Source organism: Actinomadura sp. WMMA1423 (assembly GCF_006547145.1).
Taxonomy (GTDB): Bacteria; Actinomycetota; Actinomycetes; order Streptosporangiales; family Streptosporangiaceae; genus Spirillospora.
Genome location: NZ_CP041244.1, coordinates 8,505,679 through 8,523,212, shown reverse-complemented (window position 1 = coordinate 8,523,212; position 17,534 = coordinate 8,505,679). Strand labels below are relative to the sequence as shown.

The following is a 17,534-nucleotide window of genomic DNA, read 5'->3' as shown; positions in this document are numbered from 1 at the left end:
CATGGAGGGTCCTGCGGCCCGCGCCGCCGGCGGTCACGGCAACACTCCGCTGGTGGGGCGGCGGGACGCGCTGCGGCGGATCGACCGCGCTCTCGACGCCGCCGAGGGCGGTTACGGCTTCGTCGCGCTGGTCGGCGAACCCGGCGCCGGAAAGACGCGGCTGCTGAACGAGCTCGCCGACGGCGCGAGCGCCCGCAAGCTGCCCTACGTCGCGGGGCGCGCGGCCGAGTTCGAGCAGGAGATGCCGTTCGGCGCCGTGGTCGACGCCCTCGACGACCGCCTCGAAGAGCACGTCCTCGACCTGCCGCCCGGCGCGCTGCGCCTGCTCGGCACCGTGTTCCCCGCGCTCGCCGACCTGTCCGGCGATCCGCCCGCCGCCTCGCCCGAGTCGCGGGTGGCGCGCTACCAGGTGCACCGCACGGTCCGGCACCTGCTGGAGGCGCTGGCCGAGCCGTCCGGGCTGGTGCTGATCCTCGACGACCTGCACTGGGCCGACGACGCCACGATCGAGCTGCTGGACCATCTCGTCCGGCACCCGCCGCGGGCCCAGGTGCTGCTGGCGGTCGCCTACCGCCCCGCGCAGGCGTCGCCGCGGCTGGCGGCGCTGGTCGACGCGGCGGGCCCGCAGGGCGTGCGCGTGTCGGTCGATCCGCTCACCCAGAGCGAGGTCCGCGAGTTCCTCGGCCCGGACGTCGGCCATGCGCGGTGCGAGGCGCTGTTCAAGGCCAGCGGCGGCAACCCCTTCTACCTCGAGGCGCTGGCCAAGATGGCCGACGGGACCGCGCCCGCGGCCGGCACCGGCCTGGACCGGCACTGGGAGAAGGGCGTCGCGAACCTGACCGAGGTCCCGGCGGCCGTGCGGGCGGCGTTGCAGGTGGAGCTGAGCGCTCTTCCACCGGAGGCGCTGCTCATGGCGCGGGGCGCCGCGGTGGCCGCGGACGTGTTCGAGCCCGCGCTCGCGTCGGTCGCGGCTGAGATGGAGCGCAACGCCGGGCTCACCGCCCTGGACGTGCTGACCGGCCACGACGTGGTCCGCCCCGCGCCGGGCGGCCGGTTCCGGTTCCGCCATCCCCTGGTGCGGCACGTCGCCTACGCCTCGACGGCGGCGGGCTGGCGGATCGCCGCGCACTCGCGGGTGTCGGAGCGGCTGGCCGAACTGGGCGCCCCGGCGGCCGTGCGCGCGCACCACGTGGTGCGGTCGGCGCGGTTCGGCGACGCCGAGGCCATCCTGACGCTTGTGGAGGCCGCCCGCGCCGTCGCGCAGCAGGCGCCCGCCACCGCCGCGTACTGGCTGCAGGCCGCGCTGGAGCTGATGCCGGGCGCCGCCGGCGACGACTATCCCGACCGGGTGGAGCTGCTGGTGGAGCTGGCCCAGGTCCAGGCCTTCAGCGGCCACGCCGAGGAGGGCCGCGAGACCGCCCGCACGCTGCTGGGGCTGCTGCCCGCGGACGACACCGTCCGCCGCGCCCGCACCGTGCACATGTGCGCGATCATGGAGCGGCAGCTCGGCCGCATCCACGAGGCCCGCGCCCTCGTCCTGGACGAGCTGCGCCGCATCACCGACCGGCAGACCCCCGAGGCGGTGCTGCTGCGGATCCGGCTGGTCGCCGACCGCATCCAGCGGATCGACACCCGCGGCTCGCACGCCATCCTGGAGACCATCCCCGACAGCGCCCCCGGCTGGAGCCTCGGGCTGCGGGCGGCGGTCGCGGCGATGCGCCCGATGGTCGCCTACGGGCGCGGCGAGGTCGCGGAGGCGATCGGCCGCGCCCAGACCGCCGACCAGCTGTTCTCCGCGGCGTCCGACAACGACTTCGCCGACTGCCTGGACTGCTTCGCCTGGCTGGTGTTCGCCGAGTCGTTCCTCGGCATGTACGACGAGGCGCTGCGGCACTCCGAGCGGCTGGTGTCGATCACCCGCACGACCGGGCAGACGTTCATCCTCGGCTACATGCTGTCCGGCCAGTCCCGCGTCCTCGCGCAGCTGGGCCGGCTGGAGGAGGCCGCCGCCGTCGCCGACGAGGCGACCGCGGTCGGCCGCGACCTGCGCTCGCAGGAGGTGCTGGCCTACGGGCTGATCCAGCAGTGCCTGACCGCCTCCTGGACGGGCGACCACGAGCGGGCGCTGCGGGCCGGGGACGAGGCCGTCGCCAACGACACCGGGTCGGGCGAGTGGTGGACGCACATGGCGCACGTCGCCCGCGCCATCGCGGTGATCAACGAGGGGCGGCTGGAGGAGGGCGCCACCGCGCTGGTCGACGCCTGCGGCGACGGCACCCTCGGCCTGGACTTCAGCACCCTGGTGATCTGCGCGGAGGCGCTGGCGTCGGTCCGCGCCGCGCAGGACGACGCCGCCGACGCTGCGAACTGGGCCGACATCGCCGAGGCGATCGCCGACCCGCTGCTGACCGGCGACGTCGGGCTGGCCCGGCTCGCCCGCGCGCACGCGCTGCGCGCCGGCGACCCGGCCCGGTCGGCGGCGCTGGCGGCGGAGGCCGCCGACCTGCTCGCCAAGGCGGGACGGCGACCCGAGGCGGGCCGCGCCGAACTGGCCGCCGGTCTCGCGCACGCCGCCGCGAACGACCGCACCCGGGCCCGCGACCGGCTGCGCGCCGCCGCCGAGGTGTTCGAGGCGTGCGGGATGAAGGGGCTGCTGGCGCAGGTCGTCCGGGAGCAGCGCCGGCTCGGCGTCCGGGTGCCCGCGGCCGGGACGCCCGCCAGGGCGGCCAAGGGCCGCAAGGACCTGCCGTTCGGGCTGTCCCCGCGCGAGCACGAGATCGCGCTGCTGGTCGCCGAGGGCAACAGCAACCAGCAGATCGCCGAGCGGCTGTACCTCAGCGTCCGGACGGTCGAGACCCACCTGTCGCGGGTCTTCACCAAGATCGGCGTTTCTTCCCGGGTCGGTGTCGCGACCGCGATGAACCGTTCCGAGTAACTAGGACTCTTAGTTCACGTACGTCCCGTACGTCCGGCGGGTGGGCCCGCACCGGTAAGTACGGGTTCTCCACGATGCCGCGCCGATATCCGCGTTTGGCAGGGTTGGACCGTCAGGAAGCGGAGGGGATGGGCATGGACCAGCAGCGGATCGCGCGCTTCACGCACGCGGGCGTCGCCGACGCCGAGGTGTCCGTGCACCCGTTCGCGACCGTGGACGGTCTCGGGCTGAACCTGACCCGGTTCCGCCGGGCCGACTGCGACGACGTCGTCCTGCTGGTGCACGGGCTGACGACGTCCAGCGACATGTACGTCATGCCGGAGCACGCCAACCTGGTGAACCACCTGCACGACTCCGGGTTCGGCGACGTGTGGGCGGTCGACCTGCGGATCAGCGGCCGGTTCCCCTACAACTCCGAGACCACCCGCCACGACCTGGACACCCTCGCGCTGCACGACCACCCGGCGGCGCTCGCCGAGCTGCGGCGCCACGTCGGGGACCGGCGGATCCACGTGATCTCCCACTGCGTGGGCGCGATCTCGTTCTCGATGGCGCTGTTCGCCGGCACCGCCGCCGACGTCGCGAGCCTGGTCTGCAACAGCGTCTCGCTCACCCCCCGCACCCCGCGCTGGTCGCGCATCAAGCTGGGCTACGGGCCGGCCCTCATGGAATACGTCCTCGGGCCGTACCACCTCGACCCCCGCTGGGGCCGCGCCCCGGTGCTGACGCGCGGCTGGATGCTCGCCAAGGCCATCGCCCCGTTCCACCGCGAGTGCGGCGAGCCCGCCTGCCACATGCTCAGCTTCATGTGGGGCGGCGGGAAACCGATCTTCACGCACGAGAAGATGTCGCCGGTCACGCACGGCCGGCTGCCCGACCTGTTCGGGGCGTGCAGCGTCAACTACTACCGGCACATCCACGCGATGGTGAAGGCCGGCCGCGCGGTGAAGCACCGCCGGCGCGACCCCCGCCTCGCCGCGCTGCCGGACGACTACCTGTCGCGCGCCGGCACGGTCACGACGCCGATCCTGTTCCTCACCGGAGACCGCAACCACGTGTTCACCGACTCCAACATCGTCTGCCACCGCACCCTGGAGAAGGTCACTCCCGGCCTGCACGAACTCGCGGTCCTGCCCGGCTACGGCCATCAGGACCCGTTCATGGGCGCCGCGTCCGATACCGAGGTCTTCCCCCAGGTCGTGGACTTCCTCAAGCGGAAGGCGGGCTGAGCGATGAGCGGAGGCGACGGTGCGGCCGAGCACGTCGACGCGGTCGTGGTCGGGTCCGGCTTCGGCGGGTCCGTCACCGCTTACCGGCTGGCGGAGGCCGGGCAGCGGGTCGTCCTGCTGGAGCGGGGGCAGCCGTACCCGCCTGGCAGCTTCCCCCGCTCCCCCGCCGAGATGGGCCGGGCGTTCTGGGACCCGGACGCCGGCCTGTACGGGATGTACGACGTGTGGGGGTTCAAGGGCTGCGACTCGGTCGTGTCGGCCGGTCTCGGCGGCGGTTCCCTGATCTACGCGAACGTGCTGCTGCGCAAGGACGAGCGCTGGTTCGTGCACGACCGGCCGGACGGCGGCCACGAGCCGTGGCCGGTCTCGCGCGCCGACCTCGACCCGCACTACGACGCCGTCGAGCGGATGATGGGGGCGACCCCGTACCCGCTCGACCGGGTCCCCTACGACGACACCCCGAAGACCCACGCGCTGCAGGACGCGGCGGCCGAGCTCGGCCTGCACAGCACGCTCCCGCCGCTCGCGGTGAGCTTCGCCGCCGAGCCTGGCGGGGCGCCCGGGGTGGGCCTGCCGATCGCCGAACCGGCGTACGGCAACCTGCACGGCACCCGCCGGCTGACGTGCAAGCTGTGCGGCGAGTGCGACATCGGCTGCAACGAGGGCTCCAAGAACAGCCTCGACCACAACTACCTGTCGGCGGCGGCGCACCACGGCGCCGACATCCGCACCTCCCACGAGGTGAAGGCGATCCGGCCGCGGCCGGGCGGCGGCTACGAGGTCGACTACGTCCACCACGCCGACCTGGCGGCCAGGAAGCGCCGGCTGCCGATCCGGAAGATCACCTGCGACCGGCTGGTCCTGGGCGCCGGCACGTACGGCACCACCTACCTGCTGCTGAAGTCGCGGGACGCCTTCCCCGGCCTCAGCCCCGCGCTCGGCACCCGGTTCTGCGGCAACGGCGACCTGCTGACGTTCCTGCTGCGGGCCAAGGACCGCAACCGGGTCCGCCCGCTGAACGCCAGCCGCGGGCCGGTGATCACCACGGCGATCCGGCTGCCGGACGATCTGGACGGCGTGCCCGGCGCGGGCCGCGGCGCCTACATCCAGGACGGCGGCTACCCCGGGTTCACCGACTGGATCGTGAACGGCTTCGACGTCCGCGGCGAGTTCGAGCGCGCGGTCGAGTTCCTGTGGGGCCGCTTCAAGGAGTTCTTCAAGGACGCGCCCGACACCAACCTGTCCGCGGAGCTGTCGGACCTGATCGGCGAAGGGGCGCTGACGGTCAGCTCGCTGCCGCTGCTCGGCATGGGCCGCGAGACCGCCGACGGGCGGCTGCGCCTGAAGGACGGCCGGCTCGCCGCCGACTGGAAGGCCGAGACCAGCGAGGAGCTGTTCCAGCGCGTCCGCAAGACGATGCGCGGGATCGCGGACGTGCTCGGCGCCGACTACGCCGACAACCCGATGTGGTTCCGCAAGCGCATCATCACCGTCCATCCGCTGGGTGGCGCCCCCATGGGCGGCCACCCGGGCGAAGGCGTCTGCGACGCCTTCGGCGAGGTGTTCGGGTTCCCGGGCCTCTACATCGCCGACGGGGCGGCGATGCCCGGACCGGTGGGCCCGAACCCCTCGCTCACCATCGCCGCGCAGGCCGATCGGCTGGCCACGCGGCTGCTGGAGACGTCCGCCCGCCGGGGGGCGGGCGGACCGACCGCCCCGCCCGCCACGGGGGCCGAGCCGGCCGGGGGGGCCGGCTCGCCAGGCGGGGCGGGGAACGGCTCGGCGTACGGCCCGGTCTCGGGGAGCCGCGGTGGGACACGGGGACCGTCCACCGCGGCGGCGGGCCGTACGTCGCTGTCGTTCACCGAGGAGATGAAGGGGTTCGTCACCTACGGGGAGACCGACACGCGGACCGGCGAGCTGGCCGAGGGGCGCCTGCCCCTGTCGTTCCGCCTGACGATCACCGCGGCGGACACCGACCGGTTCCTGGCCGAACCCGGCCACGAGGCGACGGCGCGGGGATGGGTCGACGCGGCCGGGCACGGGGGCCGCCGCCCGGTCGAGCAGGGGACGTTCAACCTGTTCGTCGCGGACGGCGAGCAGGACCGGCGGCTGATGAAGTACCGGCTGTTCTACACCGACGGCGAAGGCCGGCGGCGCACGCTGAGCGGGCACAAGAACGTCCTGCACGGGCCGCCGACGCGGATCTGGCCGGACACCTCCACCCTCTACGTGCGGCTGCTGGACGGCCACGTCGCCGAGGACGAGGAGGACGGCGCGCGGATCGTCGCGGCGGGCGTGCTGCACATCCAGCTGACCGACTTCGCCCGGCAGCTGACGACCTTCCGCACGGCGGGGCCCGACGGGGCGGGCAAGCTGCTCCACTTCGGGAGGTTCTTCGCCGGGGAGCTGTGGGAGGTCTACGGTCCCGACCCCGCCTGAGGGGTCCATGGTCGTGCAGGCCGAGGGAACTGCGGGGTGCTCTCGGCCTGCACCTTTCACGCCGGAGGCCGTGCGGGGGGTCGCACGGTCTCCGGCTCGTTCGTACGCGGCTCGTTCGTCCCCGGCCCGTCCGTCGCCCGCCCGGTCAGATGCCCTCGGCCCTGCGGGCGGGGCAGTCCTGCGGGCAGTTCTCGACGTGCGCGGGCAGCCAGCGGGTGAAGGCGACCAGCATCCGCCGGAGCGCGAAGCCGACGACCGGGCCGGTGCCGGGGACGAGCGGCTCGAACTCCGCCTCCCAGCGGATGAACGTCCCGGTGTCCCGGCGCTCCAGCCGGACGTCCGAGCGGTAGCTGCGCACGGGCAGTCCCGACTCCGCGACGTAGCCGAAGTGCTCGTAGGGCTCGTAGGCGACGGTCCGCTCGCTGGCCGGCCAGATCTTCTTGACCGTGCCGATGCCGTAGGGGGTGGTGTCGCCCGGGCGGGCCTGCTTGGCCGGGATGGGGAACCTGCCCCAGGCTCCCCAGGCCTCGGGGACGGCGAGGTGCCGGAACAGGTCCTCGGGCGACGCGGCGGTGGTGGCGGTGGCCTGGATCATCGCCACACGCTACAACCGCGCCGCGGACGCCGCCGCACCGGGCCCCGGCTCCTCAGGACGTCTGGGCGCGGGCGCGGAACGCGGCGGCCTTGACGCGGTTCTGGCAGGCGGTGGAGCAGAACCGGCGGGTGCCGTTGCGGGAGGTGTCGACGTAGACGCGGTCGCAGTGCGGCGCGGTGCAGACGCCGAGGCGGTCGTGCAGCTCGCTGCCGATGACGATGGCGAGGCCGGTGGCGCACGGGCCGGCCCAGTCGTTCTCGTCGGCGCCGTGGTAGTGGACGTGCCACGGCTGCCCGTCGTGCCGCTCCAGCCGGGGCCGGGCCGCGGTCTTCTCCAGGATCCGGTTGACCTGCTCGGCGGCGCCGTCGACGTCGCCTGCGGCCACGGCGTCGAACACCACGCGCAGCTCGCGCGCGACGGCGGCGAGCTCGGGCAGCTCGTCCTCGGTGGCGCGCGACCCGTACCCGACGCGGCGCAGGACGTCGGTGACGGCGGCGGCGAGCGCGGGCGGCGGGGGCGGGGTGTAGGCGCGGCCGCGCCGCTCCCCCGCGGTCAGCTCGTTGACCAGGCCCGCGGCGGCCTGCACCACCGAATCGGTATGACTGTTGAAATCCACTTGACCAGTTACGCCTTTCGGGTTCACACTGTGACTGTCCAAAGGTTATACGACAGTCACAGGAGGGGCCATGACCATGCTCAGCCACGAGGTCGCGAGCGCGTGGATCGCCCGCTGGGACGTCCAGCAGGAGGGCTACGTCCCCGACCGCGAGGAGCGATTCACCGCCCTCATCGACGCGCTGGAGGCCGCGACCGGACGTCCCGACCCGCTCGTCCTCGACCTCGGCTGCGGGCCCGGGTCGCTCGCCGGCCGGATCCTGGACCGCCTCCCCCGCGCGACCGTGGTCGCCGTCGACGCCGACCCCCTGCTGCTGTCGCTCGGCCGCGCCGTGCACGCCGGCCGGCCGGGGCTGACCTTCGCCGAGCTGGACCTGCGGGAGCCCGGCTGGGCGGCCCGGCTGCGGCTGGACCGGCAGGCCGACGCCGCGGTCAGCACCACCGCCCTGCACTGGCTGTCGGGCGCGCGGCTCCGCGTCGCCTACGCCGAGCTGGCACGCGTCCTGCGGCCCCGCGGCCTGTTCCTCAACGGCGACAACCTGGCGGTGGACGACCAGGCCCCGGGCCTGGCGGCGCTCGACCTCGCGCTGCGCGAGCGCGAGCGGGAGCGCCGGTTCGCCGGGGGCCGCCCCGAGGGCTGGGACCAGTGGTGGGACGCGATCGCCGCCGACCCGGACCTCGCCGGACTGCGGGCCCGGGACGAGACGACCGGCCACCACGGCTCGGAGTCGGAGCTGCTGTCCACCCATGTCGAGGCGCTGCGCGAGGCCGGCTTCGCCGAGACCGGAACGCTCTGGCAGCGCGGCGACAACCGCCTCCTGGCCGCCCTGCTGGCGGCTTAGCGCCGGGCCGGGTGCGCCGTCAGCGCGCCTGTCCGTAGAGGCGCTCGACGTGCAGGCGGACGACGAGCCGGCCCTCCTCGACCATGGCGCGGCGGTACTCGTCCCAGTCCGGGTGCTCGCCGCGGACGTCGCGGTACAGCTCGACGAGCTCGTCCACGGCGGCGTCGCCGGGGTCGGCGGCGACCGCCGAGAGCTCGGCGCCGCCCTCGGCGACCGCCCACGACCAGCCGTCCGGGGAGCCGACGTGCAGGCTCGCGCGCGGGTCGCGGGCCAGGTTGCGGGCCTTGGCCCGGTCGGCGGTGGTCGAGATCCGCACGAGCCGGCGGGCCTCGTCGAAGTGGTAGGTGATCGTGGACAGTTGCGGGCGCCCGTCCCGCTTGAGGGTGGCCAGCACCCCCATGTCACGTCCCGTCAGCAGTTTCACCAGCGCCGCGTCGTCCGCCATCGTCCGCCTCCATCGATCGCCTGCCCTTTAGGTGCGTCAACCCCCGGGCACGCCGATCGCTTCCCCTCACCCCATGGCGAGGGCCGGGAAGTCGAGGACGCGGGCGGACCGGGGTTCCGGTCCGCCCGCGTCCTCGCCCGAGTCGTGGCGGGCGGCGCGGCCGGTGAGGATGTGGCCGCGGAACACCGAGCCCTTCGCGACGACCTTGACGGAGTGGAAGCCGTGCGGAGGCAGGGCGCAGAACCCGGTCCGCACGACGTCGTCGAACAGCGAGTCCGACACGACGTAGGCCAGGTCGCGGTCCGGGTCGCCCGCCAGCAGGCGGCGCAGCGGCCCCGCGTCCAGCAGCCGCTGGACGACGATGGGCGCGTCGCCGGCGGGGCCGAACGGCCCGGCCGTGAGCGTGCCGTGGTGCAGCGACAGCCGCACCCTCAGCCGGAAGCGGCCGGCGTCCCGGTTGGCCTCCCGCAGCGCCTCGTCGAGGAGGATGACGAAGTCGCCGGCCACCGTCGCCGGGTCGACGCCCTCCGGCAGCGTGGCGAGCTCGCCGTCCCCGCCGACCTGCTTGTCCCAGGCGGCGCGGTCGAGTCCGACGCCGCGGGCGGCGGCGTCGAGCGCGTCCGACAGCAGCCGCTGAGCCCGCAGCTGCTCGCGCGTGTCGCGCTTGCTGTACCCCTGGATGTCCACCGCCAGCAGCAGGCGGTAGCTGAGCTGTACTTCCCCGTTCCCCTTCACCATGCCGATCCCGCCCTCGGTCTCTGTTTGGGCAAATGGGCCTGATGCCCGCATTCGCTCCAATGCCTGGAGTGAGCGTTGCCCGGCGAAGACCCGCTGCGCGGTTCGGATGCGTCGCCTCCCGTTCGCCCCCTGAGACGCGCCCCGGTGATCGTTGGCGCACCAGGTAAGGAAAAGGTAGCGAACCAGTAAGGGTCATTCCGGAAAATCCCCCACGAAACGGTCTCGGTTGAACCGGGAGGCGCAGGGGTCCCGTACTGCCTCCCAACGTGACACCCACGGTCACCGCGTCGCCCCGCACCCCTCGCACCCCCGCCGGAGACCCCGATGGCCCACAGATCGCCGGCCGCCGCGTCGGCCACCCGCGAACGCCCGCCCGGACCATGGAGCTGGTTCCGCGGCCCGCGGCCCGCCGGCGGCGTGGACGACCAGGTGATCGTGACCGAGCTGTACCGCGTGTACGGCCGCCCCCTGCTGTCGTTCGTGCTGCGCCTCACCGGCGGCGACCGGCACTGGGCCGAGGACGTCGTCCAGGAGACGATGATCCGGGCCTGGCGCAGCGCGCACCAGCTCGACGAGAACGCCGCGTCGCTGCTGCCCTGGCTGGCGACGGTCGCCCGCCGTATCGTCATCGACGACCAGCGCCGCAAGAACGCACGGCCGCAGGAGGCGGGCGAGGGCCCGCTGGAGAACATGCGCGTGCCCGACGGGTTGGAGGATCTGCTGCGCTCCGTCGTCGTGTCCGAAGCCCTCCTCGCCCTGTCACCGGCCCACCGCGAGATCCTGAACGAGACCTTCTTCCGTGACCGCTCGGTGAACGAGGCCGCCAAGCATCTCGGGATCCCCGTGGGCACCGTGAAGTCCCGGGTCTACTACGCGCTACGGGCACTGCGGGTCGCCCTGGAGGAAAGGGGCGTGACGCCATGAGAGCGCCGGACATGCCGCACGTCGACGTCGGCGCCTACGCGCTCGGCCTGCTGGAGGAGCCCGACCGCCGCGCCTTCGAGGCGCACCTGGCGACGTGCTTCTCCTGCCACGAGGAGCTCGGCGCGCTGAGCGGGCTCGCCCAGACGCTGGACGGCATCGGCCCGATCGCCGACCCGGTGGAGGCGATGCCCGCGCCGCCCGAGCCGGCGGTGGTCACCGACCTGATGCGGCACCGGATCCGCCGGGAGCGGCGGCACCGCGCCGCGCGGGCGCTGGCGGCGGCCGCCGCCGGGGTGGTGCTGGTCGGCGGGGCGCTCGGCACCGGCTACACGCTCGGCGCCGACCGCGGCCCCACCGCCTCGGCGTCGGACGGAGGCACGGCCGAGCTGCTGCGCGACGGCCGGGCGATGTCGGCCACCGACCCCGGCACCGGCGTCACCGGGACGGTCGCGATGCAGCAGAAGGCGTGGGGCAGCCGGGTCGGGCTGCGGCTCAGCAAGGTCGACGGGCCCCTCGCGTGCGAGCTGGTCGCCGTGGACGCCAAGGGCGGCGCGCACACCGTCGTCGGCTGGTCCGTCCCCGCCAAGGGCTACGGCCTGCCGGACTCGCCGCAGCCGCAGCTGGCGGTGCAGGGCGGCACGGCGCTGCGGCCGCAGGAGATCAGCCGGTTCGAGGTCCGGACGATCGGCGAGGGCCGCACGCTGCTGACGATCCCGGCGTAAGGGCGCGGGCCCTCCGGTACCCGGGGGTGCGTCCCGGCGGCGCGGCCGGGCCGCTCCCCCGCGTCTCATAGGCTGAGGCGGTGAGTGCGACCCGACCGTCCGCGGGCCCCGAGCTGATGCTGCCGGGGCTCCGCGAGGTGTACGCGGCCTACGTCCGGGAGGCCGAGGCGCTGCCCGCGCAGCCCGGCCCGCTGCAGGCCGAGATGTGGACGTCCGCGCAGCTGGGCGGCCTGGAGGCGGCGGCCCCGCACACCGCGGCGCGGCGCGCCGCGCTCGGCGACCTGATCGGCTCCCTGCACGCGGCGGCCACCCCGGGCGCGCGGGCCTTCCTGCGGGCGCTCGCCGCGATCGGCCCGGCCGAGGGCCGCGCGGCCGCGGCCCGCGCCGCCGGCCGGCTCGCCGACGTCCCGGCGGCGCCCTGGGAGGGGTCGCTCGGGCGGGTCGTCCCCGGGCAGGCGTGGCTGATCCAGGAGGGGCCGCTGGACGGCGACCGCCTGGTCTGCGAGTTCCGCTACGAGGACGCCGGCACCGCCGGGATGCACGCCCTCGCCGTCCGGCTCGCCTACGGCGACGCCCCCGCCGAGGTCGTGATCGTCGGGGACGTCCCGGCGCTGATGGCGGCGGCGCGGCAGGCGATGCAGGCCGAGCTGTGCGTCGTCCAGCCCCACGACGCGGCGGCCGTGGGGGCGAGGCTCCGCGCGGCGCTCGGCGGCTCCGGCGCGGGGAACGGCGCGGGGCCCCTGCCCGAGGCGTGCTACCCGGCGCTGGCGCTGGCCCGGCACCGGGTGTCCCTGCTGCCCTAGCGGCCGAGGGCGCGGTAGCGGCGGACCGACAGCGGGGCGAACACCGCCGCGATCACCAGCGGCCACACCACGGCCATCAGCACGCTGTGCTGGGCCGCCCACGACCCGCCCGCGACCGGCTCGCCGAACAGCTCCCGGCACGCCGTCACGGTGGCCGACATCGGGTTCCACTCGGCGATCGCGCCCAGCCAGCCCGGCATCGTGCTCGGCGCCACCAGCGCGCTGGACAGGAACCCGATCGGCCACACCAGGATCTGGACGGCCGCCACCGACTCCGGCCCCTTGGCCTTCAGGCCGAGGTAGACGCCGAGCCAGACCAGCGAGAACCGCAGCAGGAGCAGGAGTCCGAGCCCCGCGAGTGCCTTCGCCGCACCGTCGTGGACGCGCCAGCCGATCAGCACGCCGCAGGCCGCCATCACGGCCAGCGCGACGACCGAGTGCAGCATGTCGGCGGTGGCCCGGCCCACCACGACGGCGGACGAGGCCATCGGCATCGACCGGAACCGGTCGGTCACGCCCTTGCTCGCGTCGGTCGCGATCGCGGCGAACGTCGTCTCGACCCCGAACGCCATCGTCAGGGCGAACATGCCGGGGACGATGAACTCCCGGTAGGCGCCGCCGCCGGGCACCTCCATCTGGCCGCCGAACAGGTAGCCCATCATCAGCACGACCATCACCGGGAACAGCAGCGCCACGGCGACCTCGCCCGGCTTGCGCGCCCAGTGGGCCAGGGCGCGCGTGGTGAGCACCCACCCGTCGGCCGCGGCCCACCTCACGGTCTGAACACTCACAGGGCCTCCCCGAGGGGGGACGACCCCCCACGCCCCCCGGTCCGCTTCGCTCACAGGGCCTCCTCCCTGTGGGGGGACGACCCCCCACGCCCCCCGGTCCGCTTCGCTCACAGGGCGACCTCCTTCCTCTCGGTGAGGTGCAGGAACACCTCGTCCAGCGTGGGCCGGCGCAGGCCGATGTCGGCGACCGCGACGCCCGCCTCGTCCAGCCCCCGGACGGCCTCGGTCAGCGCGGCCGCCCGCCCCGCGACCGGCGCCCCGACGCGCAGGGCCTCGGCGTCGACGTCGACCTCGCCGGTCGCGACCCGGGCGACGATCTCGGCGGCGGAGGCCAGCGCCGCGGGGTCGTCGACGACGACCTCGACGCGGTCGCCGCCGAGCCGCGCCTTGAGCTCGTCGGGGGTCCCCTCGGCGATGACGCGGCCATGGTCGATCACCGAGACCCCGGAGGCGAGCCGGTCGGCCTCCTCCAGGTACTGGGTGGTGAGCAGGACGGTCGTGCCGCCCTCCACCAGGTCGCGGATCGAGTCCCACACCTCGCCCCGGCTGCGCGGGTCGAGGCCGGTGGTCGGCTCGTCCAGGAACAGCACGGGCGGCGCGAGGATCATGGAGGCGGCCAGGTCGAGGCGCCGCCGCATGCCCCCCGAGTACTGGCCCGCGGGCTTGGCGGCGGCGTCGGTGAGCCCGAACCGCTCCAGGAGCTCGTCGGCCCGCCGGCGCGCCCGCCTGGCCCCGAGGTGGTGGAGGCGGCCGAACATGACGAGGTTCTGCCGCCCGCCGAGCACCTCGTCGACCGCGGCGTGCTGCCCGACGAGCCCGATGCGGCGCCGCACCTCGACGGCCTCGCGCACCACGTCGTGCCCGGCCACGCGGGCGGTGCCGGAGTCGGGCCGCGCGAGCGTGGTCAGGATGCGGACGGCGGTGGTCTTGCCCGCGCCGTTCGGGCCGAGCAGGCCGTGCACCGTCCCGGCGGGGACGCGCAGGTCCAGACCGGCGAGGGCCTCGGTGCCGCCGTAGCGCTTGCGCAGCCCCTCGGCGGCGACCGCGAACCGTTGTTCCGTCACCCGTCCTCCAAAACTATGTACGCAGTACGGATTTACCATCGCGGCCAATATAACGTACGCAGTACAGAGTTTCATCCCTGAGAGGATCGGCCGGTGACCGAGTACAGCGGGGCGGGCGACCCCAAGCGCACCCTGGAGCTGCTGTGGGGCGTGCGGGAGCGCCCGCGCCGCGGCCCCAAGCCCCGCCTGACCGCGGAGGAGATCGTCCAGGCCGCGATCCGGCTGGCCGACGCCGAGGGCCTGGACGGGCCGTCCATCCGCCGCATCGCCGAGGAGCTGGGCGTCTCCCCCATGTCGATCTACACCTACGTCCCGGGCAAGGCGGAGCTGATCGACGTCATGGTCGACCGCGCTTTCGGCGAGCTGACGCCGCCGGACCACGGCTCCTGGCGCGACCGCCTGGAGCACATCGCCCGCGACAACTGGGCGCTGTTCCACCGGCACCCGTGGCTGCTGGAGATCACCAAGGCGCGGCCGCCGCTCGGCCCGAACACGTGCGCCAAGTACGAGTACGAGCTGCGCGCCGTGGACGGCCTCGGCCTCGGCGACCTGGAGATGGACTCGGTCGTCGCGCTCGTGACCGGCTTCGCCGAGAGCGCCGCCCGCGTGTCGGTCGACGCCGCCGAGGCCGAGCGCCGCAGCGGGATCACCGACGAGCAGTGGTGGGAGGCGAGCGCCCCCCTGCTGGAGGCGCTCGTGAACGAGGACGACTACCCGCTCGGCACCCGGGTCGGCGCCGCCACCGGGCGCGAGTACAACGCGGCCGTCGCGCCCGGCCGCGCCTTCGAGTTCGGCCTCGCCCGCGTCCTGGACGGCATCGAGGTGCTGGTCAGCTCCCGCTAGCCCGCTTGGTCCGCTTCGTCGGCACGGCGTTCGCCGGGTCCTCGGGCCACGGGTGCCGGGGGTACCGGCCGCGCAGCTCGGCCCGCACCGCGCGGTACCCCTCGCGCCAGAACGAGGCCAGGTCGGCGGTGACCGCCGCCGGGCGCCCCGCCGGCGAGAGCAGGTGCACCACCAGGGGGACCCGCCCGCCGGCGAGCCGCGGCGCCGCGTCCCACCCGAACAGCTCCTGGAGCTTCACCGCGAGGACGGGCCGCTCCCCCGAGTAGTCGACCCGGATCCGGGAGCCGGACGGCACCTCGACCCGCTCGGGGGCGTACTCGTCCAGACGCTTCGCCAGGTCCCACGGCAGCAGCCCGCGCAGCATGCCCGCGACGTCGACCTTCGCAAGGTCGGCCCGCCGCCGCGCGCCGGACAGCCACTCCGGTGCCCGCTCCAGCAGTGCCGCGTCCCCGACGGCCGGCCAGGGCTCCCCGAGGGCCTCGCGCAGGAACGCCAGCCGCTCCCGCAGCGCGACGGCCCCCGGGGTCCAGCGCAGCAGGCCGAGGCCCTCCGCGCGCACCCCGTCCAGCAGGGCGGCGCGCACGAGTCCGGGGTCGGGGTCGCGCAGCGGCCGCGCGTCCAGCTCGATCGCGCCGAGGCGCTCGACGCGGCGCGCGACCACGTCGCCGTCGCGCCACGCCACCTCCTCGGCGGTCTCCACCAGCGGGGCCGCCGCGGCCCGCGCGACCTCCTCGTCGATCACCACGGCCTGCCGGGCCCGCGCCGACGCCGCCCCGGCGGGCCGGTCGGCCGCCGCGACCGCGAGCCACTCGGGGCGCGCCCCGGCCAGCGCCGACCCGTCCGCGAGCTCGGCGCCGGTCCCGGAGGCCATCAGGTAGCCGCTCCCCCGCCGCCGCGCCACCCGCTCCGGGAACGCCAGCGCCACCACGACCCCCGCCGCGTGGTCGTCGCCGCGGGACTGCCGGGCCTCGTCCCGCTCGGGCAGCGACCTGGCGAGGCGGGCCGCCTCGTCGCGCCAGCGCGCCGCGTGCGGGTCGGCGGGACGGCTCCGGCCCCGCAGGCCGCGCCAGACGGCGGTGAGGTCGTCGCCCGCCGAGCGGGGCGGCGGCTCGGAGAGCAGGGCGACGATCTGGGCCGCGTCGCGCGCGCCGACCCGCCGGGCGCCGTCGAGCAGGGCGCGGGCGAGCCGGGGGTGCAGGCCGACGCCGGCCAGGCGGCGCCCGCGGTCGGTGGCCCGGCCCTCCCGCAGTGCGCCGAGGGCGTGCAGGGTGCCGCGGGCGGCGTCCATCGCGGCGGGCGGGGGCGGGTCGAGCAGGGCGAGGCCGGACGCGTCGGGGTCGCCCCAGCAGGCCGCCTGGAGGGCGAAGCCGGTGAGGTCGGCCAGCTCGATCTCGGGGCGGGGCCGGGCCGGGAGGCGGTCGTGCTCGGCCTGGGTCCAGCACCGGTAGACGGTGCCGGGGGCCTCGCGCCCGGCGCGTCCCGCGCGCTGGTCGGCGGTGGCGCGGGACGCGCGGACGGTCGTGAGCGAGCCGAGGCCGCGGGCGTGGTCGGTGCGGGGCTCGCGGGCCAGGCCGCAGTCCACGACCGCGCGGACGCCGGGGACGGTCAGGCTCGACTCGGCGACCGAGGTGGCGAGCACGATCCGGCGGTGCGGCGAGGGCGCGAGCACCTCGTCCTGCGCGTGCCCCGGCGCCCGGCCGTGGATCTGCAGGACCTCGGCGGGCGCCCCCGCCAGCAGCCCCGCGACCCGGGTGATCTCGCCGACCCCCGGCAGGAAGCACAGGACGTCGCCGTCGCGCTCGGCGAGGGCGCGCCGGGCGGTCGCGGCGACGTGGGCGAGCAGTGCCGGGTCGACGCGCATACCGTGCGGCGGCGGGACGGGGCGCGGCGGCGGCGCCCAGACCGTCTCGACCGGGTGCAGGGCCGCCGCGGTCTCCACGACGGGCGCGCCGCCGAGGAGGCGCGACCACGGGCCGGTGTCGGCGGTCGCGGACGCGGCCACCACGCGCAGGTCGGGGCGCAGCGCGGCGCGGACGTCGAGGAGGAACGCCAGCGCGGTGTCGGCGTCCAGGTGCCGCTCGTGGCACTCGTCCAGGATCACCGTGCCGACGCCGTCGAGTTCGGGGTCGGACTGGAGGCGCTGGAGCACGACGCCGGTGGTGACGACGTCCACCCGGCTGCCCGGCCGGGACTCTCCGCGGACGGTCACGCCTACCCGGTCGCCGACGCGTTCACCGAGCAGCCACGCCATGCGGCGGGCGGCGGCGCGGGCGGCGAGACGGCGGGGCTCCAGCACCAGGACCTTGCCCGGGGCGGGCGGGGCGCCGAGGGCGAGACCCGCGAGGGCGAGGGGAACGAGGGTGGTCTTCCCGGTGCCGGGAGGCGCCGCCAGCACCGCCGCGCCGCCCTCGTCCAGGGCCGCGCGCAGGGCGGGGACGGCGGCGCGGACGGGGAGGCCTTCGGCGGCGCTGAGGTGCATCGTCCCAGTCTGCCGCCCCGCCGGCGCCCCCGGAAATCAATTGCAGCGAAAAAGGCCTTGAATGTTG

15 protein-coding genes are annotated in these 17,534 nt (G+C 75.5%); 8 read left to right on the top strand and 7 right to left on the bottom strand.

The features are described 5' to 3' along the window. Position 1 precedes the first annotated feature (1 nt). From FKD65_RS39365 to FKD65_RS39355, 3 genes are all read left to right on the top strand, one after another. On the top strand, positions 2-2,935 hold the full coding sequence (locus FKD65_RS39365; RefSeq protein WP_141584521.1) for a LuxR family transcriptional regulator: 2,934 nt from the start codon (positions 2-4) through the stop codon (positions 2,933-2,935). Positions 2,936-3,069: 134 nt separating this feature from the next. Continuing rightward, positions 3,070-4,164 (top strand): alpha/beta hydrolase, encoded by a 1,095-nt coding sequence (locus tag FKD65_RS39360; RefSeq protein ID WP_141584518.1) that lies wholly within the window; start codon positions 3,070-3,072, stop codon positions 4,162-4,164. A 3-nt stretch (positions 4,165-4,167) separates the two neighbouring features. Continuing rightward, positions 4,168-6,606, top strand: coding sequence for a GMC oxidoreductase (locus FKD65_RS39355; RefSeq protein WP_141584516.1), 2,439 nt, complete (start codon positions 4,168-4,170; stop codon positions 6,604-6,606). Positions 6,607-6,751: 145 nt separating this feature from the next. Here FKD65_RS39355 and FKD65_RS39350 read toward each other — a convergent pair whose 3' ends face one another. Together FKD65_RS39350 and FKD65_RS39345 are read right to left on the bottom strand one after the other, a co-directional pair. After that, positions 6,752-7,201 carry an SRPBCC family protein gene (locus tag FKD65_RS39350; protein WP_141584514.1) on the bottom strand — a complete coding sequence of 150 codons (450 nt, stop codon included), beginning with the start codon at positions 7,199-7,201 and terminating at the stop codon, positions 6,752-6,754. A 52-nt stretch (positions 7,202-7,253) separates the two neighbouring features. Further along, entirely contained in the window at positions 7,254-7,787 is a 534-nt protein-coding gene (locus FKD65_RS39345) for a CGNR zinc finger domain-containing protein (RefSeq protein ID WP_240809830.1), read from the bottom strand. Between the two features lie 100 nt (positions 7,788-7,887). Here FKD65_RS39345 and FKD65_RS39340 point away from each other — a divergent pair, with 100 nt between their 5' ends. Continuing rightward, a complete protein-coding gene (locus FKD65_RS39340) occupies positions 7,888-8,658 on the top strand; it encodes a trans-aconitate 2-methyltransferase (protein ID WP_240809829.1) in 771 nt (256 codons plus the stop codon). 19 nt (positions 8,659-8,677) lie between these two features. Here FKD65_RS39340 and FKD65_RS39335 read toward each other — a convergent pair whose 3' ends face one another. Together FKD65_RS39335 and FKD65_RS39330 are read right to left on the bottom strand one after the other, a co-directional pair. Then, positions 8,678-9,103, bottom strand: a complete 426-nt coding sequence (locus tag FKD65_RS39335) for a PPOX class F420-dependent oxidoreductase (protein WP_141584510.1) — start codon at positions 9,101-9,103, stop codon at positions 8,678-8,680. Positions 9,104-9,169: 66 nt separating this feature from the next. Beyond that, positions 9,170-9,841: a hypothetical protein gene (locus FKD65_RS39330; protein WP_240809828.1), complete on the bottom strand. Its 672-nt coding sequence runs from the start codon at positions 9,839-9,841 to the stop codon at positions 9,170-9,172. A gap of 435 nt (positions 9,842-10,276) precedes the next feature. On the opposite strand from FKD65_RS39330, the gene FKD65_RS39325 reads away from it, so the two are divergent. From FKD65_RS39325 to FKD65_RS39315, 3 genes are all read left to right on the top strand, one after another. Further along, positions 10,277-10,765, top strand: coding sequence for a sigma-70 family RNA polymerase sigma factor (locus FKD65_RS39325; protein WP_207400443.1), 489 nt, complete (start codon positions 10,277-10,279; stop codon positions 10,763-10,765). Further along, positions 10,762-11,487 carry an anti-sigma factor gene (locus FKD65_RS39320; RefSeq protein WP_141584505.1) on the top strand — a complete coding sequence of 242 codons (726 nt, stop codon included), beginning with the start codon at positions 10,762-10,764 and terminating at the stop codon, positions 11,485-11,487. Before FKD65_RS39325 ends, FKD65_RS39320 begins: the two co-directional genes overlap by 4 nt. An 80-nt stretch (positions 11,488-11,567) precedes the next feature. Next, complete coding sequence (locus tag FKD65_RS39315) at positions 11,568-12,290, top strand: hypothetical protein (protein ID WP_141584502.1); 723 nt, start codon at positions 11,568-11,570, stop codon at positions 12,288-12,290. Here the strand turns inward: FKD65_RS39315 and FKD65_RS39310 are convergent. Continuing rightward, positions 12,287-13,081, bottom strand: coding sequence for an ABC transporter permease (locus FKD65_RS39310; protein WP_141584500.1), 795 nt, complete (start codon positions 13,079-13,081; stop codon positions 12,287-12,289). The genes FKD65_RS39315 and FKD65_RS39310 overlap by 4 nt on opposite strands. Positions 13,082-13,188: 107 nt before the next feature. Next, positions 13,189-14,145 (bottom strand): ATP-binding cassette domain-containing protein, encoded by a 957-nt coding sequence (locus FKD65_RS39305; protein WP_240809827.1) that lies wholly within the window; start codon positions 14,143-14,145, stop codon positions 13,189-13,191. 93 nt (positions 14,146-14,238) lie between these two features. Here FKD65_RS39305 and FKD65_RS39300 point away from each other — a divergent pair, with 93 nt between their 5' ends. Continuing rightward, entirely contained in the window at positions 14,239-14,988 is a 750-nt protein-coding gene (locus FKD65_RS39300) for a TetR/AcrR family transcriptional regulator (RefSeq protein WP_141584496.1), read from the top strand. Here the strand turns inward: FKD65_RS39300 and hrpB are convergent. Further along, the gene (hrpB, locus tag FKD65_RS39295; protein ID WP_141584494.1) at positions 14,975-17,467 is read right to left on the bottom strand and encodes an ATP-dependent helicase HrpB; all 2,493 of its coding nucleotides are present in this window, start codon (positions 17,465-17,467) and stop codon (positions 14,975-14,977) included. The genes FKD65_RS39300 and hrpB overlap by 14 nt on opposite strands. Between the last annotated feature and the right edge of the window lie 67 nt (positions 17,468-17,534).

Excerpts from the sequence above, each read along its gene's own strand:
- FKD65_RS39350 (WP_141584514.1), bottom strand. The coding sequence starts at position 7,201 with ATGATCCAGGCCACCGCCACCACCGCCGCGTCGCCCGAGGACCTGTTC.
- FKD65_RS39360 (WP_141584518.1), top strand. The coding sequence starts at position 3,070 with ATGGACCAGCAGCGGATCGCGCGCTTCACGCACGCGGGCGTCGCCGAC.
- FKD65_RS39335 (WP_141584510.1), bottom strand. The coding sequence starts at position 9,103 with ATGGCGGACGACGCGGCGCTGGTGAAACTGCTGACGGGACGTGACATG.
- FKD65_RS39330 (WP_240809828.1), bottom strand. The coding sequence starts at position 9,841 with ATGGTGAAGGGGAACGGGGAAGTACAGCTCAGCTACCGCCTGCTGCTG.
- FKD65_RS39365 (WP_141584521.1), top strand. The coding sequence starts at position 2 with ATGGAGGGTCCTGCGGCCCGCGCCGCCGGCGGTCACGGCAACACTCCG.
- FKD65_RS39320 (WP_141584505.1), top strand. The coding sequence starts at position 10,762 with ATGAGAGCGCCGGACATGCCGCACGTCGACGTCGGCGCCTACGCGCTC.
- hrpB (WP_141584494.1), bottom strand. The coding sequence starts at position 17,467 with ATGCACCTCAGCGCCGCCGAAGGCCTCCCCGTCCGCGCCGCCGTCCCC.
- FKD65_RS39340 (WP_240809829.1), top strand. The coding sequence starts at position 7,888 with ATGACCATGCTCAGCCACGAGGTCGCGAGCGCGTGGATCGCCCGCTGG.
- FKD65_RS39355 (WP_141584516.1), top strand. The coding sequence starts at position 4,168 with ATGAGCGGAGGCGACGGTGCGGCCGAGCACGTCGACGCGGTCGTGGTC.